Annotated in this window: 26 protein-coding genes and 1 tRNA gene; 26 read left to right on the top strand and 1 reads right to left on the bottom strand. The window is 42.2% G+C overall.

The window, feature by feature from the left end:
• Positions 1–82: 82 nt before the first annotated feature.
• The 15 genes from V7077_RS09450 (at position 83) to V7077_RS09380 (ending at position 13487) form a co-directional block, all read left to right on the top strand.
• Positions 83–1255: an ATP phosphoribosyltransferase regulatory subunit gene (locus V7077_RS09450; protein ID WP_335500748.1), complete on the top strand. Its 1173-nt coding sequence runs from the start codon at positions 83–85 to the stop codon at positions 1253–1255.
• A complete protein-coding gene (gene hisG, locus V7077_RS09445; protein WP_215045008.1) occupies positions 1248–1871 on the top strand; it encodes an ATP phosphoribosyltransferase in 624 nt (207 codons plus the stop codon). The genes V7077_RS09450 and hisG overlap by 8 nt, the downstream gene beginning before the upstream one ends.
• A 13-nt stretch (positions 1872–1884) precedes the next feature.
• Positions 1885–3156 carry a histidinol dehydrogenase gene (gene hisD, locus V7077_RS09440; RefSeq protein WP_335500746.1) on the top strand — a complete coding sequence of 424 codons (1272 nt, stop codon included), beginning with the start codon at positions 1885–1887 and terminating at the stop codon, positions 3154–3156.
• 19 nt (positions 3157–3175) lie between these two features.
• On the top strand, positions 3176–3763 hold the full coding sequence (gene hisB / locus V7077_RS09435; RefSeq protein ID WP_215045012.1) for an imidazoleglycerol-phosphate dehydratase HisB: 588 nt from the start codon (positions 3176–3178) through the stop codon (positions 3761–3763).
• A gap of 40 nt (positions 3764–3803) precedes the next feature.
• Positions 3804–4430, top strand: a complete 627-nt coding sequence (hisH, locus tag V7077_RS09430) for an imidazole glycerol phosphate synthase subunit HisH (protein ID WP_335500743.1) — start codon at positions 3804–3806, stop codon at positions 4428–4430.
• Positions 4427–5152: a 1-(5-phosphoribosyl)-5-[(5-phosphoribosylamino)methylideneamino]imidazole-4-carboxamide isomerase gene (gene hisA / locus V7077_RS09425; RefSeq protein ID WP_335500741.1), complete on the top strand. Its 726-nt coding sequence runs from the start codon at positions 4427–4429 to the stop codon at positions 5150–5152. Before hisH ends, hisA begins: the two co-directional genes overlap by 4 nt.
• A complete protein-coding gene (gene hisF / locus V7077_RS09420) occupies positions 5149–5910 on the top strand; it encodes an imidazole glycerol phosphate synthase subunit HisF (protein WP_335500739.1) in 762 nt (253 codons plus the stop codon). The genes hisA and hisF overlap by 4 nt, the downstream gene beginning before the upstream one ends.
• Positions 5907–6524: a bifunctional phosphoribosyl-AMP cyclohydrolase/phosphoribosyl-ATP diphosphatase HisIE gene (gene hisIE, locus V7077_RS09415; protein WP_335500738.1), complete on the top strand. Its 618-nt coding sequence runs from the start codon at positions 5907–5909 to the stop codon at positions 6522–6524. The genes hisF and hisIE overlap by 4 nt, the downstream gene beginning before the upstream one ends.
• 236 nt (positions 6525–6760) lie before the next feature.
• Positions 6761–8260 (top strand): tetratricopeptide repeat protein, encoded by a 1500-nt coding sequence (locus V7077_RS09410; RefSeq protein ID WP_335500736.1) that lies wholly within the window; start codon positions 6761–6763, stop codon positions 8258–8260.
• A gap of 92 nt (positions 8261–8352) precedes the next feature.
• Complete coding sequence (trxB, locus tag V7077_RS09405) at positions 8353–9309, top strand: thioredoxin-disulfide reductase (protein WP_335500734.1); 957 nt, start codon at positions 8353–8355, stop codon at positions 9307–9309.
• A 507-nt stretch (positions 9310–9816) separates the two neighbouring features.
• Entirely contained in the window at positions 9817–10275 is a 459-nt protein-coding gene (locus V7077_RS09400) for an NUDIX hydrolase (RefSeq protein WP_335500732.1), read from the top strand.
• Between the two features lie 18 nt (positions 10276–10293).
• A complete protein-coding gene (gene rapZ, locus V7077_RS09395) occupies positions 10294–11187 on the top strand; it encodes an RNase adapter RapZ (protein ID WP_335500730.1) in 894 nt (297 codons plus the stop codon).
• Positions 11184–12170: a gluconeogenesis factor YvcK family protein gene (locus tag V7077_RS09390; protein WP_335500728.1), complete on the top strand. Its 987-nt coding sequence runs from the start codon at positions 11184–11186 to the stop codon at positions 12168–12170. The genes rapZ and V7077_RS09390 overlap by 4 nt, the downstream gene beginning before the upstream one ends.
• 49 nt (positions 12171–12219) lie before the next feature.
• Positions 12220–13179: a DNA-binding protein WhiA gene (gene whiA, locus V7077_RS09385; RefSeq protein WP_335500726.1), complete on the top strand. Its 960-nt coding sequence runs from the start codon at positions 12220–12222 to the stop codon at positions 13177–13179.
• Between the two features lie 50 nt (positions 13180–13229).
• A complete protein-coding gene (locus tag V7077_RS09380) occupies positions 13230–13487 on the top strand; it encodes an HPr family phosphocarrier protein (protein WP_335500724.1) in 258 nt (85 codons plus the stop codon).
• 78 nt (positions 13488–13565) lie between these two features.
• Here V7077_RS09380 and clpP read toward each other — a convergent pair whose 3' ends face one another.
• On the bottom strand, positions 13566–14171 hold the full coding sequence (clpP, locus tag V7077_RS09375) for an ATP-dependent Clp endopeptidase proteolytic subunit ClpP (protein WP_335500722.1): 606 nt from the start codon (positions 14169–14171) through the stop codon (positions 13566–13568).
• Positions 14172–14377: 206 nt separating this feature from the next.
• Here clpP and V7077_RS09370 point away from each other — a divergent pair.
• From V7077_RS09370 to secG, 11 genes are all read left to right on the top strand, one after another.
• Positions 14378–14449: transfer RNA gene (locus V7077_RS09370), tRNA-Arg, on the top strand.
• 235 nt (positions 14450–14684) lie between these two features.
• Positions 14685–16004, top strand: coding sequence for an RNA polymerase factor sigma-54 (rpoN, locus tag V7077_RS09365; protein ID WP_335500933.1), 1320 nt, complete (start codon positions 14685–14687; stop codon positions 16002–16004).
• 20 nt (positions 16005–16024) lie between these two features.
• On the top strand, positions 16025–16267 hold the full coding sequence (locus V7077_RS09360) for a glutaredoxin family protein (RefSeq protein WP_335500720.1): 243 nt from the start codon (positions 16025–16027) through the stop codon (positions 16265–16267).
• Positions 16268–16409: 142 nt separating this feature from the next.
• On the top strand, positions 16410–17432 hold the full coding sequence (locus V7077_RS09355) for a sugar-binding transcriptional regulator (RefSeq protein ID WP_335500717.1): 1023 nt from the start codon (positions 16410–16412) through the stop codon (positions 17430–17432).
• A 49-nt stretch (positions 17433–17481) separates the two neighbouring features.
• A complete protein-coding gene (gene gap, locus V7077_RS09350; RefSeq protein WP_335500715.1) occupies positions 17482–18489 on the top strand; it encodes a type I glyceraldehyde-3-phosphate dehydrogenase in 1008 nt (335 codons plus the stop codon).
• Positions 18490–18622: 133 nt separating this feature from the next.
• Complete coding sequence (locus tag V7077_RS09345) at positions 18623–19807, top strand: phosphoglycerate kinase (RefSeq protein WP_335500713.1); 1185 nt, start codon at positions 18623–18625, stop codon at positions 19805–19807.
• 118 nt (positions 19808–19925) lie between these two features.
• Positions 19926–20687 (top strand): triose-phosphate isomerase, encoded by a 762-nt coding sequence (gene tpiA, locus V7077_RS09340; RefSeq protein ID WP_335500711.1) that lies wholly within the window; start codon positions 19926–19928, stop codon positions 20685–20687.
• Entirely contained in the window at positions 20680–22212 is a 1533-nt protein-coding gene (gene gpmI, locus V7077_RS09335) for a 2,3-bisphosphoglycerate-independent phosphoglycerate mutase (RefSeq protein ID WP_335500709.1), read from the top strand. Before tpiA ends, gpmI begins: the two co-directional genes overlap by 8 nt.
• Positions 22213–22239: 27 nt before the next feature.
• The gene (gene eno, locus V7077_RS09330; protein ID WP_335500707.1) at positions 22240–23538 is read left to right on the top strand and encodes a phosphopyruvate hydratase; all 1299 of its coding nucleotides are present in this window, start codon (positions 22240–22242) and stop codon (positions 23536–23538) included.
• A 134-nt stretch (positions 23539–23672) separates the two neighbouring features.
• Positions 23673–24212, top strand: a complete 540-nt coding sequence (locus tag V7077_RS09325; protein ID WP_335500705.1) for a DUF6241 domain-containing protein — start codon at positions 23673–23675, stop codon at positions 24210–24212.
• 101 nt (positions 24213–24313) lie between these two features.
• Positions 24314–24547, top strand: a complete 234-nt coding sequence (gene secG / locus V7077_RS09320) for a preprotein translocase subunit SecG (protein ID WP_215045112.1) — start codon at positions 24314–24316, stop codon at positions 24545–24547.
• Positions 24548–24776: the final 229 nt, after the last annotated feature.

The raw sequence follows: 24776 nt of genomic DNA, 5'->3' as shown, positions 1-24776 counted from the left end.
GGTAAACTTTAATTTATTAGCACATTAGCAGACTAAAGGATTTTAAAAATAGCAGCAAATCTGAAGATAAAGGATGAGCAGAATGAGTAGCTTGTTTATGTTTGAAAAGCCACTGGGAATGCGGGACACACTCCCTGAACTATATGAAAAGAAGCACCATGTCCGCACTGAGATGGCAGAGACCCTGAAACTGTGGGGCTACCAATTTATTGAAACCCCAACACTTGAATACTACGAAACAGTTGGAGCTGCCTCGGCTATCGCAGACCAGCAGTTATTCAAACTGCTTGACAAAGAAGGCCATACAGTCGTCTTAAGACCAGATATGACAGCACCAATTGCCCGAGTAGCGGCCTCCAAGCTTTTAAATGAAGATCTTCCTGTAAGATTGGCCTATTCTGCCAATGTATTTCGGGCCCAGCAGCGTGAAGGAGGACGTCCAGCTGAGTTTGAGCAAATCGGCGTTGAATGTCTTAATGAAGAAACGGTTTCCTGTGATGGAGAAGTTATTGCCCTGCTTATTTCTTCTTTGAAAAAAGCGGGACTTGAGCAATTTCAGGTTTCCATCGGACATGTAGGCTTTGCGAACGAGCTGTTTTTTCAAATTCTGGGGACAAATGGAAGAGCCACCGCATTACGAAAATTTTTATTTGAAAAAAATTATGTTGGCTACCGCGAGCATGTCAACTCGCTCCAGCTATCATCGATAGACAAAAAAAGACTCCTTCAGCTCCTCGAATTACGGGGCGGCGAAGAAGTAATCGGCTTGGCCTTTGATATCATTGAGAATGACAAAGGAAAACAGGCCATCCTTGAACTGAAGGAATTGTGGGATGTTATTAAGGATTATGGTGTGGCAGAATACGTGAAATTTGATTTTACAATTGTCAGCCATATGAGTTATTATTCCGGGATTCTTTTCGAAGCCTATGCCGGGAATGTCGGTTTTCCCATTGGAAATGGCGGCCGCTATAGTTTAATAGAGAAGTTTGGAAAAACAGCAAGTGCTACTGGTTTTGCGATTCGAATGGATACGCTCCTTGAAGCACTTAGTGGTGGACAGCTAGAAAATACAACACACTGTATCTTTTTTAGTCAAGAGCGGCGTAAGGAAGCATTTGACTTGGCAGCAAATATGCACGAGCAAGGAAAAAAGGCTGTACTCCAAGATATCACAGGTGTAAGAAATCTCGATGCATTTACCAAAAGATTTGCCGAGACAACTTATTTAATTGGAGGTCGCACGAATGAGTAACCTATTAACAATTGCGATGCCAAAAGGGCGAATTTTTATCGAGGCAGTGGAACTGCTCCGCAAAGCAGGTTACAAGCTGCCACCGGAATTTGATGATTCGCGAAAACTAATTATTGACGTTCCTGAAGAGGGCTTACGATTTATTTTAGCAAAGCCGATGGATGTGGCTACCTATGTAGAGCACGGTGTGGCGGATGTCGGAATTGCCGGTAAGGATGTCCTATTGGAAGAAGAGCGTGATGTCTACGAACTTCTTGACCTTAAAATCAGTTACTGCTATTTGGCAGTTGCCGGCCTTCCGGATACAAAAATGAATGACGTTGCTCCACGAGTTGCAACGAAATATCCGAATGTGGCTGAGGCTTACTTCCGTGAGCAAGGGGAACAGGTTGAGATTATTAAATTAAATGGCTCGATTGAGCTTGCGCCGATTATCGGTCTATCTGACCGGATCGTTGATATTGTTTCCACTGGGCGGACATTGAAGGAAAATGGACTTGTGGAGTATGAACGAATCAAGGATGTCACATCGCGATTCGTTGTAAATCCTGTCAGCTACCGCATCAAGGACCAACAGATCGATGATATGGTAAAACGACTTAGTGAAGTAGTGTAATGGAGGCATAGATATGAAAATCCTAAAAGTAAATGAACTTGTTTCGATCAAACGGTCGATTGAAGCAGGAACCTCCGAGCAGGTGGAGATTGTAAAAGGCATCATTTCGGAAATCCGCCATCGCGGCGAAGAAGCATTAAGGGAGTTTACCGAAAAATTCGACCGCGTCCATTTAACCTCTTTTTCGGTGACCGAAAGTGAAATAGAAGCGGCCTACGCAGAAGTGGATCAAGAGTATATCGAAATCGTCCGCGAAGCAGCCGAGAATATTAGGTCTTTTCATGAAAAGCAGCTCCGTCCGTCCTGGATGACAACTGAAGAAAACGGAACGATTCTTGGTCAAAAAATCACTGCGCTTGATTCCGTTGGTGTGTATGTACCAGGGGGAACGGCAGCCTATCCATCATCCGTTTTAATGAATGTGATTCCGGCACAAGTTGCTGGAGTGAAGCGGATTGTGATGGTATCTCCTCCAGATGAATCAGGGAAACTTCCTGCAGCAGTGTTAGTTGCCGCAAAAGAAGCAGGCGTTAAAGAAATTTTTAAAGTAGGCGGCGCTCAAGCGGTTGCTGCGCTTGCTTACGGAACAGAATCGATTGCTCCTGTTGATAAAATTACCGGACCTGGAAATATCTTTGTCGCGCTGGCCAAACGTGAAGTATTTGGTGATGTCGATATTGATATGATTGCCGGCCCTAGTGAAATTGCCGTGTTAGCGGATGATACTGCACGTGCTGATGAGGTTGCGGCTGATTTGTTATCACAAGCTGAGCACGACCCGCGCGCCTGCAGTGTTCTTGTGACACCTTCGCTTGGGTTAGCAGAGGCGGTTTCTTCGGAAGTGGACAAACAGCTTGCTGAACTGCCGCGCAGGGATATCGCTTCTCGTGCCATTGCCGATTACGGTGCAATTTATGTAACAGCTGATATCGACGAAGCGGTCGAAACGGTAAATCAATTAGCCCCGGAACATCTGGAAGTAATCACCGAAAACGCGATGGAGCTACTTGGAAAAATCCGCCATGCCGGCGCCATTTTTATCGGCCGTTATAGCTCGGAACCGGTCGGCGATTATTTTGCCGGACCAAACCATGTTCTGCCGACAAATGGGACAGCACGGTTCTCCAGTCCGCTGAATGTCGATGATTTTCAGAAAAAATCCAGTGTGATTGTATACAGTGAAAAAGCATTAAAGGAAAATGGCGAAAAGATAGCCAAGTTCGCCCGGATGGAAGGGCTCGAGGCCCACGCTCGTGCGGTAGAGAAAAGGCTGAAAAACAAATAAATTTAAGGAGCTCCGGCAAATGGAAAGAACTGCAAGTATTGAACGAATTACAGGCGAAACACAAATTAAACTAGCATTTGATATTGATGGAGAAGGCAGGTCCAATCTCGAAACCGGCGTTCCGTTCATGGACCATATGCTCGACCTATTTACGAAACACGGACAGTTTAATTTAACAGTCGATGCCAAAGGAGATATCGAGGTCGACGACCATCATACAACAGAGGATATCGGGATCTGTTTAGGCCAAGCCCTTCGTGAAGCCTTAGGCGACAAACGCGGCATCAAGCGTTACGGAAATGCATTCGTGCCAATGGACGAGGCGCTCGCACAGGTAGTTGTGGACCTGAGCAACCGACCGCACCTCGAAATGCGAGCCGAATTCCCTAGTCAAAAAGTGGGAACCTTTGATACCGAGCTTGTCCATGAATTCCTCTGGAAACTAGCCCTGGAAGCCCGGATGAATCTTCATGTTATCGTCCATTATGGCCAAAACACTCACCATATGATTGAAGCGGTATTTAAGGCACTAGCAAGAGCATTAGACGAAGCAACCACCATCGACCCACGCATCAAAGGCGTACCATCGACCAAGGGAATGCTCTAATATCAACGAGAGAAAGCGACCGATAAGGAAGGTGACAGAAATGATTGGAATCGTAGATTACGGAATGGGAAACCTTTTCAGCGTCAGCAAAGCCCTTGAACGGCTAGGCGCCGATTATTTTATCTCCGCAGATAAAAACGAGTTACTAAATGCCGATGCATTAATTCTTCCGGGAGTCGGTTCTTTCCGTGATGCGATGGAACGCTTGCAGGTAGAGACGATAAAGGAATTTGCTGCAACCGGTAAGCCGTTATTAGGAATCTGTCTTGGCATGCAGCTGCTGTTTGAGGAAAGTGAAGAAAATGGTCCGACAAAAGGACTTGGATTACTTCAAGGTAAGGTCCGCCGTTTTCCAGGTACTACACCTGCAGGCGAAACCTACAAGGTGCCGCATATGGGCTGGAACAAGCTTGAATTTGTTCAAGATTCGCCTCTTTTAAAAGACCTAGCCGAAGATTACGTTTATTTCGTCCATTCCTACTTTGTCGATGCCGACCATAACAGTGCCCTTTTGGCGAAAGCAAACTACCATGAACAAGTCTCCGCGGTTGTAGGAAATGATAATATTTTTGGCATGCAATTTCACCCGGAAAAAAGCAGCAGACTTGGGATGGCCCTCTTAAATAACTTTTTAAAATTAGCTTCGGAAAGGGATGCGGTTCGATGAGTTTAACCATTTATCCAGCAATCGATATGCGGGGCGGAAAATGTGTCCGTCTCCTTCAAGGGGACTACGATAAAGAAACAATTTATGGGGATTCTCCTTTCGAAATGGCAAAAAGTTTTACGGAAGCGGGGGCCGAATGGATCCATATGGTCGACCTTGATGGCGCAAAAGACGGCAAACGCGTAAATGACCGTTTTGTCATTGAAGCTGCGCAAAAGCTCAATGCAAAGGTCCAGATTGGCGGGGGAATCCGCTCAGAAGAAGATATTCTTCATTATCTGGAAAATGGCGTCGACCGTGTCATTATTGGCAGTATTGCTGTTTCCAATCCTGAGTTTGCAATCGCAATGATCGCAAAGTATGGGGCAAAAATTGCCGTGGGTATTGATGCAAAAAACGGCTATGTTGCGACACATGGCTGGCTCGATACATCTTCCGTCAAGGCAGTCGAACTTGGCAAACGATTTGCCGATGCAGGTGCCGAAACGTTTATTTTTACCGATATCGCTACGGATGGTACCTTAGCGGGCCCGAATATTGATGCGGTTTTTGAACTGGCTGAAGTAACCGGCAAAAATGTTATTGCCTCCGGGGGTGTCAGCAGTCTTGCCGACTTGCAGGCGATAGCACAGAAAGGGATCAGTGGAGCGATTGTTGGTAAGGCCCTGTACGAAAATCGCTTTACCCTCAAGGAAGCATTGGAAGAGGTGGGAGTAAAGTGACGTTAACGAAACGAATTATTCCTTGTCTTGATGTAAAAGATGGCCGGGTTGTTAAAGGCATCCAATTTGTTCAGCTGCGCGATGCTGGGGACCCCGTTGAACTAGCACGTTTTTATGATGAGCAAGGCGCAGATGAACTTGTATTCCTTGATATTTCTGCATCGGTTGAGGGCCGGAAAACGATGGTTGAAGTTGTTAAAGCAGTCGCTTCCGAGCTTGCGATTCCGTTCACTGTCGGCGGGGGAATCAACGCTTTAGAGGATATGAAAAGAATTCTCCGCGCTGGTGCCGATAAAGTGTCACTGAACACTGCAGCAGTCTTAAATCCTGATCTAATCAGGGAAGGTGCCAGTTACTTTGGATCGCAATGTATTGTTGTTGCGATTGATGCAAAATATGATCCCGAGATTGGTACTTGGCGCGTCTACACCCATGGCGGCCGAACACCAACAGAGAAAAAAGTGGTCGAGTGGGCAGTTGAAGCAGCGGAGCTTGGTGCAGGGGAAATCCTCCTAACAAGTATGGACAGTGACGGCGAGAAAAATGGCTTTGATCTAGAACTGACGAGAGCGGTTAGTGAAGCTGTTACCATTCCTGTTATCGCTTCAGGCGGGGCAGGCAATGCCGACCATTTTGCTGATGCCTTTTTAAACGGAAAAGCCGATGCTGGGCTTGCTGCCTCTATTTTTCATTACAAAGAAACATCGGTTGATGAGGTTAAAAGCTTTTTAAGGGAAAAAGGAGTGAGCATACGATGAACGTGAAATTTGATGAAAAAGGGCTCGTGCCCGCCATTATCCAAGATGCTGATACAAAAGAAGTGTTAACTCTTGCCTATATGAACGAAGAATCTTTACAAAAAACAATCGAAACGGGCGAAACTTGGTTTTATAGCCGCTCTCGTCAAGAGTTGTGGCACAAAGGAGCAACCAGCGGTAATACCCAGACAGTTGCCAGCATTAACTATGACTGCGACCAGGATGCATTATTAGTACAGGTTTATCCGAAAGGTCCTGCCTGCCACACCGGAGCCGTCAGCTGTTTTTCTGAACGGGTTGTGGACCGTGAGGCCAATTTAGCAGATTATCAGATTTTACAATCTTTAGAGAAAGTCATCTTAGAACGTGAAAAACAGCGTCCAGAAGGTGCATATACCACTTACCTGTTTGAAAAAGGCGTTGATAAGATTCTGAAAAAGGTTGGCGAAGAAGCGGCGGAAGTTATTATTGCGGCAAAGAACCGTGATCATGAAGAACTTCGTTGGGAAGCAGCCGATTTACTTTATCATCTGCAGGTTTTGTTGGTAGAACAGGAGCTTCCGTTTAAGGAAGTTTTAAGAACTTTAGAAGAAAGACACAAAGACCGGTCCTAACAGGGCTCGGTTTTTTGTTTTTTAAAATGAATTTATTCGCAGTGTGCAAATTAGAGTGTCTTATCAGCAAGAGAGAGCATGTTATCCGCAAGTAGGGGAGGCGTATCCGCAAGTTGGGAACTCGTATCCGCAAGTGAGAGCTTCCTCTCCAAAATTACCGCCCCAAAACCCCTCTTCTCGAATACCCCCTAATGTGCTATACTACATAAGTTATGTTGAAAAATGTGGAGGACTTCATGGTGAAAGAAGCGAAGGCAAGAATTCAAAAAGGAAAAATACTATCATTTGTTCCAACAGGTGAATATTATTTCAAGAAGGGTGTCAAGGCATACCATCGACGAGATTTTATCAAAGCCAAAAAATATCTTGGGCGGGCGATTCAGCTTGAGCCGGGGGAACCAATGATTACATGCCAGTTGGCAATTGTTTCGACAGAACTTGGTGAATTCGAATATTCCAACCGACTCTTGCACGAAATCCTTGAAGAGCTTGATCCAGAAATGGCAGAATGCCACTACTTTTTAGCGAATAATTATGCCCATATGGGATTTTTTAAAGACGCCTACCATCATAGCAAACTATATTTGCAGCTTGATCCGGACGGTGATTTTTCCGACGACACCGAAGAGTTATTAGAAGTGCTAACATTGGAAGCGGAAGAATTCGACGATGAGCTATATGAACAGGATGACTTAATCATCAAACAAGAGCAAGCCCGAGAATTGCTGGAATCCGGCTACTTTCCAAAGGCAATTGAGCTTTTAAAAGATGTCGTTAAGGAATACCCGGAATATTGGTCGGCTTATAATAATTTAGCACTAGCTTACTTTTATTTAGGAAAAGTGGAAAAAGCGGAAGCCATCCTCGAGGATGTGCTCGAGCGCAATACAGGCAACCTTCATGCCCTCTGTAACAAGCTTGTGTTTGCCCACTATCAAGGACAATCAGACAATGTTGCTGAATTACTCCAGGCATTGAAAAAAATTCAGCCGCTTCTAAGTGAGCATCAATTTAAACTTGGCGCGACATTTGCATTAGTCGGTGAATATGACCTTGCCTACCTATGGTTGAAAAAACTATATAAGCACGGTTTTGACGGAGATGGCCCATTTTATTACTGGCTCGCCTATTCCGCCTATTATACAGGCTATGAAAACTTTGCGAAGAGCATTTGGAAAAAGGTACTTGAGCTAAATCCTGACAAAGAAGGTTCAGAGCCCTGGAATCTCGAAGCCGAAAACTCACAAGGTAATGGTTTTGAAAACATGGCCGAATCCATTTTTCAAAAGCTTGAAAGCGACTATGTGGAAGAGCGGTTATTTGCCCTCTTTTTAACGACTGTTTCGAGTAGAAAAGAGGAAATCATTGGCTCCAAACGGCTTTTTCAAAACCAAAAGTTGACGAAGCTGGAAAAAGATTATCTCTCGATGATCCGCTTAGGGAAACCATCTAAGACCAATGATGCCCAAGAAATAGCCGAACTATTTTATGAAAATCATCAGCCGATTGGCACGATTGAGTCGGGGCTATACCTCCTGTGGTTTTCAGTCTTTGTCGAAGTCTCTAATGAGGGTATTTCGATAAAAAATAAACGTGCTTGGGCTGGGGCAGTCGAATACTTATGGCATAAACTAAGAAGTGAGAAAGTTTCCCAGCAGGAAGTGGCCGAACGCTATGGCTTGTCTACTGCGACGATTGGCAAATATGTAAAATTGGTTAACAACTATCTGCAATAAGCATATTCGTGGACTATCATTCAATTGTTTTATACGATTAAGTAGGGAATACTAATACTTAATCGTATTTTTTTATATAGGAGTGAATAAAAATGACTGAAGAAAAAATTTATGATGTCATTATTGCCGGCGCTGGTCCTGCAGGAATGACGGCTGCTGTTTATACATCCCGCGCCAACCTATCTACACTGATGATTGAACGCGGTATGCCGGGCGGCCAAATGGCTAATACCGAGGATGTAGAAAACTACCCTGGCTTTGAAAGCATTTTAGGTCCTGATTTATCATCGAAAATGTTTGAGCATGCCAAAAAGTTTGGTGCCGAGTATGCTTATGGCGATATTAAAGGAATTGAAGACCATGGCGATTACAAAATCGTCAACGCTGGTTCAAAACAATATAAAGCCTACTCTGTCATCATCACTACCGGTGCTGAGTATAAAAAAGTCGGAGTACCTGGTGAAAAAGAATTAGGCGGACGCGGTGTGTCTTATTGTGCAGTTTGTGACGGGGCTTTCTTTAAAGGAAAAGAGTTATTTGTGATTGGCGGAGGTGACTCTGCAGTCGAGGAGGGCGTTTATTTAACACGTTTTGCCTCAAAAGTAACCATTGTTCACAGACGCGACCAGTTGCGTGCCCAGAAGATTCTTCAAGACCGCGCTTTTGCAAATGAGAAGGTTGATTTTATCTGGAACCATACGATTAAATCGATTAACGATAAAGATGGCAAAGTTGGCAGTGTAACGCTTGTTTCGACCCAAAATGGCGAAGAGCAGGAATTACCAGCAGATGGTGTATTCATTTATATCGGAATGGTTCCATTATCAAAACCATTTGAGAATCTTGGCATCACCAATGAAAATGGCTATATTGAGACCAATGACCGTATGGAAACCAAGGTTCCTGGTATTTTTGCGGCGGGAGACATTCGTGAAAAAATGCTTCGTCAAATTGTTACTGCAACGGGTGATGGCAGTATCGCTGCACAAAGCGCTCAGCATTATGTAGAAGAGCTGATTGAAGAAATGAAATTAAAAAGTAATATATAAATTAAAAGCGTAACCTTTTTATAACTCTCCTGTAACAGTAGTGAAATAAAGATGGTGTATGATAAAGGAAATTGACCCCCTTTAAAATATATACCTTTCTGCACAGGCCCAGCAGCTTGTGCTCTTTTTTTTGTTCTTAAACTGGAAACACGGTCAGCAACAGCCTGTCGTGCTCCAGTTTTAGACTTGTCCAGCTCCAGCGCCCTAGCGGCTAGTGTCCTTCGCTCTCCTCCCTACGATAAGTCAACATCGAATCGCTACCGCTCTTCGTGTTTCCTTTATCTCAGTTGGAGTGCTCCAGGCCATACGCCGCTGACCAGGGCGCTTCCGCTTTTCTATATTTAACAGAAATAACAAATTTGTATTCATTGTGGCTGATTCCTAAAAATAGTATAATGAAAAGAATAAATTAATTTTTACCATCCAAGCTCCTACCCTGGTGCTTGTTCTTTCTAAATATACAACTTGCGTCAGTGACGTATGTGCGCTTCTAAAGAGGTGAAAAAAGTGCAGCGAGTAACCAATTGTGTGTTAATCAGAAATAATCAAGTATTACTACTGCAAAAACCGCGCCGCGGCTGGTGGGTGGCACCGGGCGGAAAAATGGAACCGGGTGAATCGGTCCGCGATTCCTGTATTCGGGAGTTCCGCGAAGAAACGGGCATCTATTTGAAAAATCCACAATTAAAAGGAATCTTTACAATGATTATGAAGGATGCCGATGAGCTTTTGTCCGAATGGATGATGTTTACGTTTGTGGCAACGGATTCTGACGGGGTTGATCTAGATGAGTCAGAAGAAGGCAAGCTTGCCTGGCAGCCGGTTGACCAGATCAAAGGTCTGCCGATGGCGGCGGGAGATCTACATATCATTGATTATATGATCCATGGAAAAGGAATCATTTATGGCACGTTTACCTATACAAGTGATTTTGAATTAATTAGTTATCGGTTAGATCCAAGTTAAAGAATAGGGGGAATGAATATGAGTACCGGTTCGACAAGCGAAACCCAGATGGTCATTATAACGGGAATGTCTGGGGCTGGAAAAACAGTGGCCATTCAAAGCTTTGAAGATTTGGGATTCTTCTGTGTAGATAATTTACCTCCTACGCTCCTGCCTAAATTTCTTGAACTTATGAAGGAATCTGGGAATAAAATGAATAAAGTTGCTCTTGTCATGGATTTGCGAGGCAGAGAATTCTTTGACCATTTATTCAAGGGATTAGATGAACTGGCAGAGACCTCTTGGGTAACTCCACAAATTTTATTTTTAGATTCAGATGATGCTACATTGGTGCGCCGCTATAAGGAGACGAGACGGACCCATCCGCTTGCGCCAACAGGACTTCCGCTTGAGGGAATTACATTAGAAAGAGAATTGCTTGAAGAGTTAAAAGGCAGAGCACAGTTAGTTTACAATACATCCCAGATGAAACCGCGTGAACTTCGTGAGAAAATATTAACGGAGTTTACGACAAATAAACAATTAATGTTTACTGTCAATGTCATGTCATTTGGATTTAAATATGGAATCCCTATCGATGCTGATCTCGTTTTTGATGTACGCTTTCTGCCGAATCCTCATTATATTGAGCATATGCGTCCAAAAACAGGGTTGGATGAAGATGTGTACAGTTATGTTTTAAAGTGGAATGAGACACAGAAGTTTTTGGAAAAAGTGACAGACCTGCTAAGCTTTATGCTTCCACATTACAAAAGGGAGGGGAAAGCGCAGCTCGTCATTGCTATTGGCTGTACTGGGGGACAACATCGCTCTGTAGCTTTAGCGGAAAATATTGGCCGATTTTTCCAAAAAGATTATAAAACCGTTATTTCACATCGTGACATTGAGAGGAGAAAGGAAAAAACAACATGAGAGAGTTAGGACAGCCTCGCATTGTCGTAATTGGCGGTGGCACAGGATTACCCGTTTTGCTTCGTGGATTAAAACAGTATCCTGTCGATATCACCGCCATCGTGACAGTGGCGGATGATGGTGGCAGCTCGGGACGTTTGCGCGAGAATTTGCATATACCGCCGCCCGGCGACATACGCAATGTGTTAGCCTCACTGTCAGATGTTGAACCGCTCGTTGAGGAGATGTTTCAGCATCGCTTTAAAACGGCGAATGAATTATCAGGTCATTCGCTTGGTAATTTAATTCTGGCCGCGATGACCTCGATTACAGGTAATTTTGTTCATGCGATTCAAGAAATGAGCAAAATCTTAAATGTACGTGGGAAGGTTTTGCCGGCAGCGAACCAAAGTGTTGTCTTACATGCTGAGATGGAGGACGGTGCCATCGTTTCAGGGGAATCAAAAATTCCTTACTCGGGGAAAAAGATTAAAAAGGTTTATCTGACCTCCAAAAGCAGTATTCGGCCGTTGCCGGAGTCGATTCAAGCCATTCGTCAGGCTGATCTAATTATTATAGGACCAGGGAGCCTGTATACTAGTATTTTGCCGAATCTCCTTGTTCCGCGCTTAGGAGATGAGTTGTGCCACTCCCTTGCGAAAAAAGTTTATATTTGCAATCTGATGACACAGGCCGGAGAAACGCATGGTTTTACGGCGAGTGATCATGTGAAGGCCATCTATGATCATATGAACTGTGCCTTTATTAATACCATTCTCGTCAATAATGAAGAAATACCGGCTGATATCCAACTACGCTATAATGAAGAATTGGCAGACCCTGTCCACTACGATTTACCAAAGCTATCTGAACTCGGTCTGGAAGTCGTTCATGCGGATATTGCGTATCAGGAAAATGGGGCATTAAGGCATGATCCGAAAAAGGTTGCGAAAATTTTATATAATTTACTAATTGATGAAACTAAAAAGCGATATGAATCGTAATAAGTAGTACAATTAAGTTAAACATTTGTACCATTAAGGTGGTGAGGGGATGTCTTTCGCTTCGGAGACCAAAAAAGAATTAACTAACTTGGAAGTGAAAACTTGCTGTAATCTTTCTGAACTATCAGCATTGATTCGCATGAATGGTTCCCTTTCCTTTTCGAATCGTAAGTTAGTTGTGGATATTCAAACCGAAAATGCGGCGATTGCCAGAAGAATATATACATTATTAAAAAAGAGCTATCAAGTGCAGGTAGAGCTCTTAGTTCGAAAAAAGATGCGCTTGAAAAAAAACAATGTTTACATTGTCCGCTTAGCTGAGCAGGCTAAGGAAATTTTAGAGGATACGAAAATACTTGGTGAAGGGTTTACCTTCATTCATGATATTTCGCCGGATTTGATCAAGAAGAAGTGTTGTAAGCGTTCTTATTTACGAGGTGCATTTCTCGCTGGCGGCTCGGTCAATAATCCGGAGACTTCTTCCTATCACTTGGAAATTGCTTCGCTCTATAAAGAACATAATGATTCTTTATGCGAATTAATGAATACATTTGGATTGAATAGTAAAACACTTGAACGTAAAAAAGGATTTATCACCTACTTAAAGGAAGCCGAGAAGATTACGGAGTTTCTCAATATCGTGGGTGCCCATAATGCTCTGCTTCGTTTTGAGGATGTAAGGATCGTCAGGGACATGCGAAATTCCGTTAATCGCTTAGTAAATTGTGAAACCGCCAATCTAAATAAAACGATTGGTGCATCCATCAGACAGGTTGAAAACATCCGCTTCATTGACTCAACCATTGGCCTTCAAGTTTTACCTGATAAGCTGAGGGAGATCGCGGAGCTCCGTGTTCAATATCCAGATGTCACATTGAAAGAATTAGGAGAAATGGTTTCCGGTGGGACCATTAGTAAATCCGGAATCAATCACCGTTTAAGAAAAATCGATGAGATTGCTGACAAGCTCCGTATTGGAGAAATAACGTCAACTACTCACAGTTTTTAAATGTGTAATATTTAACAAGTATAACAAACACCTTGAGGAGGAATTAGTTTATGTTGGTAAAAGAAATAGAAGTGAAATTAAAAACAGGTCTTCAAGCACGTCCTGCAGCTCTTTTTGTTCAAGAAGCAAATCGGTTTTCCGCAGATATTTTTCTTGAAAAGGATGGCAAGAAGGTAAATGCGAAAAGTATTATGGGATTAATGAGCCTTGCTGTTGGTTCAGGGGTTTTAATTAATATAATTGCCGATGGCGAAGATGAAGAGAAAGCTATTGTGGTGTTATCAGATTTTATTCAAAAAGAACATTAATAAAAAAGGATTCGGCACAGGCTGAATCCTTTTTTTGAAAAAATAAAGCAACCGACAGTGCTGACGGTTGCTTTACTTTTATTTTTTCTCAGCTGCATCAGTAGGTTTACGAGTGATGATGCTGTCGATAAGTCCATATTCCTTGGCTCTTTCAGCAGTCATGAAATTATCACGGTCTGTATCGCGTTGAATGACTTCAAGCGGCTGACCAGTGCGCTCTGCTAAGATTCCATTTAATTTTTCACGAAGGAAAAGGATGCGCTTTGCGGCAATTTCAATTTCCGTAGCTTGGCCTTGCGCTCCGCCTAGTGGCTGATGGATCATCACTTCTGCATTTGGAAGTGCATAGCGTTTTCCTTTTTGTCCAGCAGAAAGCAAGAATGCTCCCATTGAAGCGGCCATACCGATACATACGGTTGATACATCTGCTTTAATGTATTGCATAGTATCGTAAATTGCCATTCCAGCTGTAATGCTTCCGCCTGGGCTGTTGATATAAAGAGTAATATCTTTTTCAGGGTTTTCTGCTTCTAGGAATAATAATTGTGCTACAATGCTGTTAGCTACATTGTCATCGATTGCGCTTCCTAGCATAATAATCCGGTCTTTTAAGAGACGGGAGTAAATGTCATAGGCTCTTTCGCCGCGATTTGTTTGTTCAATAACTGTAGGAATCAAATTCATTTTTCTTCCTCCTTTGATTAGAAAAGGTAAAAGCTTATGTAATAGTATCATACACTGATGGTCAATAAAGGTCAAACAGTTTGCCTTCTAAAATGTTCGACAACTTTCCCACCATCAGGATAACCATTTCTCGTAAATTTAAAACCTATTCTCTGCTTGCAATTATTGAAAATTTATCATATAATATAAAAGTCGCTAATAAATATGCGCTCGTGGTGCAACGGATAGCACGTAAGATTCCGGTTCTTAAAATGGGGGTTCGATTCCCTCCGAGCGCGTCATAAAAATCTCATGATGTCACTGCGTTTTTATACGCGGTGACATTTTTTTTGTTCATTATAAGGAGTGCAAAAAAATACTATGGTAAGAAAATAAAATAAAAGCTAGAGACCGAGCCTAAAAACTAAGTTTTTTTTTATTTTAATTTAAATCTTCTTTTAATGGTGATAACCAAATAATTTTAACACGGATATCCACTCATCGTGTAAAATAGAAAAAGGAGGGGTGAGCATGATGGATTTAAAACCGGGTTTATGGCAGCAGCAAACATTAAAATTAACCATGACGCAGGAGTTGTCACAGGCAATCGCCTTATTGCAGTATTCTGCCCAGGAACTGGCTGCGTTTTTAGAAGATAAGGCATTGGAAAATCCTCTTCTAAAAATCGAAAATGTGAATGTTAAGCCGATGAATCCACTGATCGACCGTAACCGTCGGAAGCATCAAAAGTCGGAAAAGGACTGGATTGAACAGATTGCCGACAAACCCTTTTCGCTTGAGGAATACTTAATCTCTCAACTTAACATTAAAAACTTAACGGTTGTGCAAATGAAAGTGATTCGGCACCTAATCAAAAATATAGATGAAAACGGTTACTTTACTGGCAGCCTTGCAGATATTGCCCTAAAGTTGCAGGTGGATTTGGATATTATAGAGGACTGCCTCGCGATTATTCAAACACTCGAGCCTGCTGGCATTGGGGCAAGAGACCTGCAAGAATGTTTAGCTTTGCAATGTTATTATAAAAATCCAAACAACGAACTAGCGCAAACGATTCTATCAACCTACTTTGTTTCCTTTGCTGAAAAAAAGTGGAAGCCGATTGCAAAAGAATTAGGTGTGAGCATGAAGGATCTTCAAGATGTCTTTGATGAAATCCAGCAGCTAAACCCAAAACCTGGTGCATTACTCTTTAAAGAGCCAACCACCTATATTATTCCCGATGCGATCATTGAGCAGACCAATGAGGGATTAACGGTCCGAATGTTTGATGAAGCTCTGCCGCGTATACGGTTTAATGAGTCTTATTATCAAAAGTTTCAGAATCAAAATCAACAGGTCGGCCGTTTCCTGCAGGATAAGGTCCAAGATTACCAATGGATTTTAAAAAGTATTGAGCAGCGGAAAGAAACCCTTACAAAGGTTGTAGCCAAGATTGTTGAAAAGCAACCGGCCTTTTTTCAAAAGGGAAGCCAGTATTTAGTTCCCATGACGATGAAAGAAATCGCCAGTGAACTTGAAATCCATGAATCTACCGTCAGCCGGGCCGTCCGGGAAAAATACGTGCAAACACCAATAGGCACCTATCCGTTAAAAACTTTTTTCACTAGTACAATTCAAACCTCAGACGATGAGAGTACATCTTCCACACTGGTGAAGAATGAAATTAGTTTCTTGGTAGCCCACGAGAACAAGGAAAAACCGCTATCGGATCAAGATATGGTTGAGATGCTGAAGAGGCAAAAGGGAATCCTGGTCTCACGAAGAACCGTTGCTAAGTACCGGGAGCAGCTAGGCATTCCATCCTCAGCGAAAAGGAAACGGTTTGTGTAATCACGGAAAGGAAAAAAGAAATGCAGACAATCACGTTATATACTAGAAATCGCTGTCCGCTTTGTGAAAAAGCGAAACATACTATTTTAGAATTGCAAGAAGACTGGAAGTTTCGTTTTGAAGAAATTGATATTGACACAAGCGATGAATTAACAGAACTTTATGGTCTCATGATTCCGGTTGTTCATTTAGATGGAAAAGAAGTGGGATTTGGTTTTGTTGACAAATTTGACATAAGTAATCGTTTACAAGAAAAAAACTAAAGTAAATGAGTTGAAATGAATTTTTACTCCTGTTACAATAAAAAACGTAGTAGGGGTGATTTTTTTTAGTGTAGGTGGGACATAATTTGTCTATGGTGGACATTTTACGACCAACTACATATAATAAAGGAGCATGCAGTTCATGCAGTCATTTATTGATATACAAAAAAGATTGTTACCCGATCTCCTTCAAATCCTACAGAAGCGACACACCATTCTACGATACATAGGATATATGCAGCCAGTAGGAAGAAGGAGCTTAGCTGTCAGCCTTGGGCTTACCGAAAGAATACTTCGCAGTGAAGTAGACTTCCTTAAAGAGCAAAATCTTATTCATACAAACAATGTAGGAATGAGTTTAACAACGGAAGGGAAAAATTTACTTGAAGATTTAGAAGGTTTAATGCGTGAGCTTAAGGGTATAGACGTCATGGAACTAGAATTAAAACACCGGCTCGGCATTAAGAAGGTGATTATCGTCCCTGGAGATAGTGACGAATCATCGATGGTCAAAGGTGAACTCGGCAAGGCTACTGCATCTTGTATGAAAAAGCGTCTAGGCGGGAAAAATATCATCGCTGTGACTGGCGGTTCCACAATGGCTGCTGTCGCGGAAAGACTTTCACCCGATTTAACCCAAAAGGAATTACTGTTTGTTCCGGCAAGGGGAGGGGTTGGTGAAGATGTACATAATCAGGCAAACACGATTTGCTCGAATATGGCACACAACACTGATTCCCGGCATCGAGTTTTATATGTTCCAGATCAGGTTAGTTCGGAAATTTACGAATCTCTGATCAAAGAGCCCGATATCCACGAGGTCTTAACTTTAATTCAATCAGCCAGCATGGTTCTCCATGGAATTGGAGATGCTATTACAATGGCTGAGCGGCGAAAAACCAACCCTGATATTAGGATGAAACTTGAAGAAGGGAAGGCTGTTGGCGAGGCATTTGGGTATTATTTTAACGAAGAAGGCGAGATTGTCCATAAGGTTCTAACGATTGGACTTCAGCTTGAAGATCTAGGGAATATCCCCAATGTAATTGCGGTTGCAGGCGGGACATCAAAAGCCAAGGCTATAAAGGCCTATTTAAAACAAGCACCGAAATCAACGATTCTTATTACTGATGAAGGTGCAGCAAAAACGTTATTGAAAGGGTAATTCCTTTTAAAATAATATAGCTTTACCTAAACAAAGGAGGAAATTTATCATGACAGTAAAAGTTGGTATTAATGGATTTGGACGTATTGGTCGTAACGTATTCCGTGCGGCTCTAAACAATAGCAATGTGGAAATCGTTGCAATTAACGACTTAACCGATGCAAAAATGCTTGCACACCTTTTAAAATATGACACTGTTCACGGAACACTTTCTGAAGATGTAACCGTTGATGGTGAATACCTAGTAATCGGCAGCCACAAAGTAAAAGTTATCGCTGAGCGCGATCCTGCACAACTTGGCTGGGGCGACCTAGGAGTAGAAGTTGTTGTTGAATCTACTGGCCGTTTCACAAAGCGTGAAGATGCTGCGAAACACTTAGAAGCAGGCGCTAAAAAAGTAATCATTTCTGCTCCAGCAGATAATGAAGATATCACAATCGTTATGGGTGTTAACCAAGACAAGTACGATGCAAACAACCACCATGTACTTTCTAACGCTTCATGTACTACAAACTGCTTAGCTCCATTTGCAAAAGTATTAAACGATACTTTCGGAATCAAGCGCGGTATGATGACAACTGTTCACTCATATACAAATGACCAACAAATCCTTGACTTACCACATAAGGACTACCGTCGTGCACGTGCAGCTGCAGAAAACATGATCCCAACTTCAACTGGTGCTGCAAAAGCTGTTGCGCTTGTATTACCTGAATTAAAAGGTAAATTAAACGGTATGGCAATGCGTGTTCCAACTCCAAACGTTTCAATCGTTGACTTAGTTGCAGAATTAGAAAAAGATGTTACAGCAGATGAAGTTAACTCAGCTCTTAAAGCTGCTGCAGAAGGTCCATTAAAAGGCATCTTAGCATACAGCGACCTTCCATTAGTATCTAGCGATTACAATGGTGCTACTGTTTCTTCAACTGTTGATGGTCTTTCAACAATGGTTCTTGAAGGAAACATGGTAAAAGTATTATCTTGGTATGACAACGAAGTTGGTTACTCTAACCGCGTTGTAGACCTTGTAGATTACATTGCATCAAAAGGACTTTAATCCTTAAGATTATATAATTTAATGTTTTCCAAAGGGGAGCGGGGAAGATTCCCCCCTCCTTTTTTGATTGATGAGCTTTCGACAATATTCAAGCGGCTGTTATGACACCGCATATACTGGAGGTCCTTTACACATGAACAAGAAAACACTTAAGGATATCGATGTAAAAGGCAAACGCGTTTTTTGCCGCGTAGATTTTAACGTTCCTATGCAGGATGGGAAAATCACAGACGAAACACGGATTCGCGCAGCATTACCAACGATTCAATACTTGATGGAACAAGGGGCAAAGGTTATCTTAGCCAGCCACTTTGGCCGTCCAAAAGGTCAAGTAGTAGAAGAAATGCGCCTTACTCCTGTTGGTGTGAGACTTTCTGAGCTGATTGGCAAAGAAGTGAAAAAAGCGGATGAGGCATATGGCGATTCTGTTAAAGCCATGATTGATACAATGAGTGAAGGCGATGTTCTTCTTCTTGAAAATGTTCGTTTCTATCCTGGTGAAGAGAAGAATGACCCTGAATTAGCTAAAAACTTCGCTGAACTTGCTGATGTCTATGTAAACGATGCATTTGGTGCGGCTCACCGTGCCCATGCTTCAACAGAAGGTATTGCTCATCTTCTTCCAGCTGTTTCAGGTTTCTTGATGGAAAAAGAACTTGATGTGCTTGGTAAAGCTCTATCAAACCCTGAACGTCCTTTTACAGCGATCATCGGTGGTGCTAAAGTAAAGGACAAAATCGGTGTAATTGAAAACCTGCTTGAACTAGTTGATAACTTAATCATTGGCGGCGGTCTGGCTTATACATTTGTTAAAGCTCAAGGCCATGAAGTTGGTAAATCATTACTAGAAGCAGATAAGCTTGATCTTGCGAATTCTTTTATTGAAAAAGCAAAACAAAAAGGTGTTAACTTCTATATGCCGGTTGATGTTATAGTGGCAGACGATTTCTCTGCTGATGCCAATAAAAAGGTCGTTTCAATTGAAGAAATACCGGCTGATTGGGAAGCACTTGATATCGGACCAAAAACAGCAGAAATTTACCGCGATGTTATTCAAAAATCTAAGCTTGTGATTTGGAATGGCCCAATGGGTGTATTTGAAATTGATGCATTTGCTGGCGGTACAAAAGCTGTGGCAGAAGCACTTGCTGAATCAGAAGGTACATATTCCGTTATTGGTGGCGGAGACTCGGCAGCTGCAGTTGAAAAGTTCGACTTAGCGGACAAAATGAGCCATATCTCAACAGGCGGCGGAGCTTCTCTTGAGTTTATGGAAGGTAAAGCACTTCCTGGCGTTGTGGCATTGAACGACAAGTAAGTTAACATTTCAGTAAATAAATTTTTCAATATATTTACAAAATCTCAATAGACAGTAACCATTTTTTGATAGATAGTAATAATTGGCGACGAACGTAATTATGAAAGGATGTGCCACCATGCGTAAACCGATCATTGCAGGAAACTGGAAAATGAACAAAACCCTTTCTGAGGCAAAAAGCTTTGCTGAAGAGGTAAAAGGGCTTGTACCTCCATCTGATACAATGGAATCTGTTATTTGTGCTCCGGCTTTATTTTTACAAAGCCTTGTCGAAGTAACGGAAGGTACGAACGTAAAAATTGGTGCTCAAAATATGCACTTTGAAGAAAGCGGGGCATTCACTGGCGAAATCAGCCCGAAAGCACTTGCTGACCTTGGTGTTCAATATGTTATTATCGGACACTCAGAGCGCCGTGAAATGTTCAACGAAACAGACGAATCTGTTAACAAAAAGGCTCTTGCAGCGTTCAACTATAACTTAACACCAATCATTTGCTGTGGTGAAACACTGGAGCAGCGTGAAAATGGTGAAACAAACCAATTAGTTGGCGATCAAGTAGCAAAAGCACTTGCTGGTTTTACCGATGAGCAAGTAAAGCAATCTGTTATTGCTTACGAACCAATCTGGGCGATCGGAACTGGCAAATCTTCTACTTCTGCAGATGCGAATGAAGTTTGTGCTCATATCCGTCAAGTTGTGGCAGAACAATTCTCGCAAGATGTTGCCAATGCAGTTCGCATTCAGTACGGCGGCAGTGTAAAACCTGAAAACATTAAAGAATACATGGCACAGCCAGATATTGATGGTGCATTAGTAGGCGGAGCAAGCCTTGAAGCACAATCATTCTTAAAGCTACTGGAGGCAGGTCAGTATGAGTAAATCTCCAGTTGCGCTGATCATCCTTGATGGATTTGGATGCAGAAGCGAAACAAAAGGAAATGCAGTGGCACATGCGAAAAAGCCAAACTTTGACCGTTTTTGGGACAATTATCCGCATTCCCATTTAACTGCATCTGGTGAGGCTGTAGGTCTTCCAGAAGGACAAATGGGTAATTCCGAAGTTGGCCACTTAAATATTGGGGCTGGCCGGATTGTATACCAAAGCTTAACGCGTGTAAATATTGCAATCCGTGAAGGCGAATTTGAAAAAAATGAAACCTTTACTGGCGCAATGGAACATGTGAAAAAGAATGGTACAGCGCTGCACCTATTTGGTTTACTATCAGATGGCGGTGTCCATAGTCATATTCAGCATATGTTTGCCTTATTAAAATTGGCAAAAGAAGAAGGCGTGGAAAAGGTTTATGTCCATGCATTTCTAGATGGCCGCGATGTTGGTCCAAAAACAGCTGAGTCATATATTCAGCAAACACTGGACAAAATGAAGGAGTATGGCGTTGGTGAATTCGCAACGATCTCCGGGCGCTATTATTCCATGGACCGTGACAAGCGTTGGGAGCGCGTTGAAAAATCATATCGCTCGATGGTTTATGGTGAAGGACCTGCCTATACCAATCCGCTTGACGTTGTAAAGGATTCTTATGAGCACGGAATTTTTGATGAGTTCGTCATCCCATCTGTGATAACAAAAGAAGATGGACAGCCTGTGGCTACCATTCAAGACAATGATGCTGTTATTTTTTATAACTTCCGTCCGGACCGTGCTATTCAAATCTCTAACACATTCACAAATGAAGATTTCCGTGACTTTGACCGCGGACCAAAGCATCCAAAGCATCTATTCTTTGTCTGCTTAACGCACTTCAGTGAATCGGTAGATGGTTATGTGGCATTTAAGCCAACAAACTTAGACAACACAATAGGTGAAGTCCTTTCTCAAAATAACTTAAAGCAGCTAAGAATTGCGGAAACGGAAAAATATCCGCATGTCACGTTCTTTATGAGCGGCGGACGTGAGGCAAAATTCCCTGGAGAAGAACGAATTTTAATCAATTCTCCAAAGGTTGCAACCTATGACCTTCAGCCTGAAATGAGTGCTTATGAAGTGACGGATGCATTAATGAATGAAATCCAAAATGATAAGTTTGATGCCATCCTGTTAAACTTCGCTAATCCAGATATGGTTGGACACTCAGGAATGCTAGAACCTACCGTTAAAGCGATTGAAACCGTTGATGAATGTTTAGGTAAAATTGTCGATTTAATCCTTGAAAAAGGCGGAACAGCCATTATTACAGCTGACCACGGTAATGCCGACGAAGTAGTAACACTAGAAGGCGAGCCAATGACAGCACACACCACGAACCCGGTACCAGTGATTGTAACCAAGCAGGGTGTTGAACTTCGTGATGGCGGTATTCTTGGTGACCTAGCACCAACGATGTTAGATCTATTAAATGTTCAAAAACCAGCTGAAATGACTGGAACCTCATTAATCAAATAAATTATTCTTTTTAAGGAGAGAAATTAAATGCCATATATTTTAGATGTATACGCTCGTGAAGTATTAGATTCCCGCGGTAACCCAACAATCGAAGTAGAAGTAACAACTGATTCTGGCGCATTCGGACGCGCTTTAGTACCAAGTGGTGCTTCAACTGGTGAATATGAAGCAGTTGAACTTCGTGATGGCGATAAAGAACGTTACCTTGGTAAAGGGGTTCTTAAAGCTGTTGAGAATGTAAACACAATCATTGCTCCACACCTTGTACAAGAAGAATTAAGCGTTCTTGATCAAGTAGCTGTTGACCGTGCGTTGATCGAATTAGACGGTACAGAAAACAAAGGTAAATTAGGTGCTAACGCAATTCTTGGTGTTTCTCTTGCTGTAGCTCGTGCTGCTGCTGACTACCTTGGCGTACCTTTATATCAATACCTTGGCGGTTTCAATGCGAAGCAGCTTCCAGTTCCAATGATGAACATCGTGAACGGCGGCGAGCACGCTGATAACAACGTAGATATTCAAGAATTCATGATCATGCCTGTAGGTGCTCCAAACTTCAAAGAAGCACTTCGCATGGGCGCTGAAATCTTCCATACATTACGTTCTGTATTAAAAGGCAAAGGCTTAAACACTGCAGTTGGTGACGAAGGCGGATTTGCTCCAAACCTAGGATCAAACGAAGAAGCTCTTCAAACAATTGTAGAAGCAATCGAAAAAGCTGGTTACAAGCCAGGTCAAGAAGTATTCCTAGCAATGGACGCTGCATCTTCTGAGTTCTACAACAAAGAAGACGGTAAATACCATCTTTCTGGCGAAGGTGTTGTAAAAACATCTGCTGAAATGGTTGACTGGTACGAAGAGCTTTCTTCTAAATACCCAATCATTTCAATCGAAGACGGTTTAGATGAAAACGACTGGGAAGGTCACAAGCTATTAACTGAGCGCCTTGGCAAAAAAGTTCAATTAGTTGGTGATGATTTATTCGTAACTAACACTAAGAAGCTTGCTGAAGGTATTGAAAAAGGAATCGGCAACTCCATCCTTATCAAAGTTAACCAAATCGGTACATTAACTGAAACTTTTGATGCAATCGAAATGGCTAAGCGCGCAGGTTACACAGCTGTTATCTCTCACCGTTCTGGTGAAACAGAAGACAGCACAATCGCTGACATCGCTGTGGCTACAAACGCTGGTCAAATTAAGACTGGTGCACCATCACGTACTGACCGTGTAGCGAAATACAACCAATTACTTCGTATCGAAGATCAATTGGCTGAAACAGCTCAATACAACGGCCTTAAATCTTTTTACAACTTGAAGAAGTAATTCTATATAAGTGTAAGCCCTCGTTCCTCGTTGGACGAGGGCTTTTTTAATTCCTGAAAATGTCAAGCAGGGAAATCGCAAGGTTGTGTTTAATAATACAATAAACAACTTGCGATAGGGATTGGGGTAAAACGATGAAAAACTATTTCAAACAACTATCATGGGCACAGTGTGTGATGATTATGATTGCAGTTATGGTCTTGGGTATCTTTTCTTATTATCAAACGACAGGTTCACTTCCTTTTCAAAAGAAACCTGTTACGGTAATGGTGCAAACATCAAAGGATGGTCAATCAGCGATTAAAATCGATGACCCGGCCAGCAAAGAAATTGAAAAGGATTTCCCTATGAATATGACAGAAGATGAAGTCATGGATGCGATTCATAAAATGTCTCATCAAAAAGTGGAGGCCAGTAAGAAGTGGGGAGCAATCCCGCTGACACCCGGTCGTGTCAATCAACTTTTAAAAGTAGTTCAAAGCAATCACTATGCTAATTCCTCCGTATACATAGACATTTTAGAGCGCTGGTCTAAAGGGGATTTTTCAGCGGTAGACAAGGATCATAACAGAATCTGGAATTTACAGGGCGGAACCATAGGCAAGGCAGTGGGAATTTTATCGGTGGAAGAGGAGAAGGCGTATATTGAAGAGAATTTTAAGATTAAACGCTAGGGCTTAAGGGATCTTGTCACAATAACGACTATTGTCTAAAGGGAAATTGTATGGTAAATTTAATATACTGTGAACTGTACGTCTAACAGGAGGTGGCTTACATGCATGCATTAGTCGTAACATTATTAGTTATCGTTAGTATTGCTCTTATTGCAGTCGTTTTACTACAGTCTGGTAAGAGTGCTGGTTTATCTGGTGCCATTTCTGGCGGTGCTGAAACTTTATTCGGTAAGCAAAAGGCACGAGGAATGGATTTGATCCTACACCGGATTACGGTTGTATTATCCGTACTATTTTTCCTACTTGCGCTTGCGGTTACTTATTTTAAAATTTAATCTAAACATCCAAACCTAGCCGTTGTGCTGGGTTTTTTGTTTTTAATTGGGGATTTGCAGGGGGGCGGGATTATTAGGAAAGTTGGCGGAAATAGCGTTCAAGTTCGCGGAAAAAAACATAAGTACCCGGAATCCTAGGTGGCGGCATACCTCAAATGAGGTGTTTACGGAAATAATTCAAAAATCCACGGAATTAATGGAAGAACGTATGGAATTAATTAGAAAACAT

Source organism: Neobacillus vireti (genome assembly GCF_036962465.1).
In the GTDB taxonomy this organism is placed as follows: Bacteria; Bacillota; Bacilli; order Bacillales; family Cytobacillaceae; genus Neobacillus; species Neobacillus vireti_B.
Note: the sequence above shows the minus strand (reverse complement) of the source record. Positions and strands in the feature narration are given on the sequence as shown.

Excerpts from the sequence above, each read along its gene's own strand:
- V7077_RS09450 (WP_335500748.1), top strand. The coding sequence starts at position 83 with ATGAGTAGCTTGTTTATGTTTGAAAAGCCACTGGGAATGCGGGACACA.
- hisG (WP_215045008.1), top strand. The coding sequence starts at position 1,248 with ATGAGTAACCTATTAACAATTGCGATGCCAAAAGGGCGAATTTTTATC.
- hisD (WP_335500746.1), top strand. The coding sequence starts at position 1,885 with ATGAAAATCCTAAAAGTAAATGAACTTGTTTCGATCAAACGGTCGATT.
- hisB (WP_215045012.1), top strand. The coding sequence starts at position 3,176 with ATGGAAAGAACTGCAAGTATTGAACGAATTACAGGCGAAACACAAATT.
- hisH (WP_335500743.1), top strand. The coding sequence starts at position 3,804 with ATGATTGGAATCGTAGATTACGGAATGGGAAACCTTTTCAGCGTCAGC.
- hisA (WP_335500741.1), top strand. The coding sequence starts at position 4,427 with ATGAGTTTAACCATTTATCCAGCAATCGATATGCGGGGCGGAAAATGT.
- hisIE (WP_335500738.1), top strand. The coding sequence starts at position 5,907 with ATGAACGTGAAATTTGATGAAAAAGGGCTCGTGCCCGCCATTATCCAA.
- V7077_RS09410 (WP_335500736.1), top strand. The coding sequence starts at position 6,761 with ATGGTGAAAGAAGCGAAGGCAAGAATTCAAAAAGGAAAAATACTATCA.
- trxB (WP_335500734.1), top strand. The coding sequence starts at position 8,353 with ATGACTGAAGAAAAAATTTATGATGTCATTATTGCCGGCGCTGGTCCT.
- rapZ (WP_335500730.1), top strand. The coding sequence starts at position 10,294 with ATGAGTACCGGTTCGACAAGCGAAACCCAGATGGTCATTATAACGGGA.
- V7077_RS09390 (WP_335500728.1), top strand. The coding sequence starts at position 11,184 with ATGAGAGAGTTAGGACAGCCTCGCATTGTCGTAATTGGCGGTGGCACA.
- whiA (WP_335500726.1), top strand. The coding sequence starts at position 12,220 with ATGTCTTTCGCTTCGGAGACCAAAAAAGAATTAACTAACTTGGAAGTG.
- V7077_RS09380 (WP_335500724.1), top strand. The coding sequence starts at position 13,230 with ATGTTGGTAAAAGAAATAGAAGTGAAATTAAAAACAGGTCTTCAAGCA.
- clpP (WP_335500722.1), bottom strand. The coding sequence starts at position 14,171 with ATGAATTTGATTCCTACAGTTATTGAACAAACAAATCGCGGCGAAAGA.
- rpoN (WP_335500933.1), top strand. The coding sequence starts at position 14,685 with ATGGATTTAAAACCGGGTTTATGGCAGCAGCAAACATTAAAATTAACC.
- V7077_RS09360 (WP_335500720.1), top strand. The coding sequence starts at position 16,025 with ATGCAGACAATCACGTTATATACTAGAAATCGCTGTCCGCTTTGTGAA.
- V7077_RS09355 (WP_335500717.1), top strand. The coding sequence starts at position 16,410 with ATGCAGTCATTTATTGATATACAAAAAAGATTGTTACCCGATCTCCTT.
- gap (WP_335500715.1), top strand. The coding sequence starts at position 17,482 with ATGACAGTAAAAGTTGGTATTAATGGATTTGGACGTATTGGTCGTAAC.
- V7077_RS09345 (WP_335500713.1), top strand. The coding sequence starts at position 18,623 with ATGAACAAGAAAACACTTAAGGATATCGATGTAAAAGGCAAACGCGTT.
- tpiA (WP_335500711.1), top strand. The coding sequence starts at position 19,926 with ATGCGTAAACCGATCATTGCAGGAAACTGGAAAATGAACAAAACCCTT.
- gpmI (WP_335500709.1), top strand. The coding sequence starts at position 20,680 with ATGAGTAAATCTCCAGTTGCGCTGATCATCCTTGATGGATTTGGATGC.
- eno (WP_335500707.1), top strand. The coding sequence starts at position 22,240 with ATGCCATATATTTTAGATGTATACGCTCGTGAAGTATTAGATTCCCGC.
- V7077_RS09325 (WP_335500705.1), top strand. The coding sequence starts at position 23,673 with ATGAAAAACTATTTCAAACAACTATCATGGGCACAGTGTGTGATGATT.
- secG (WP_215045112.1), top strand. The coding sequence starts at position 24,314 with ATGCATGCATTAGTCGTAACATTATTAGTTATCGTTAGTATTGCTCTT.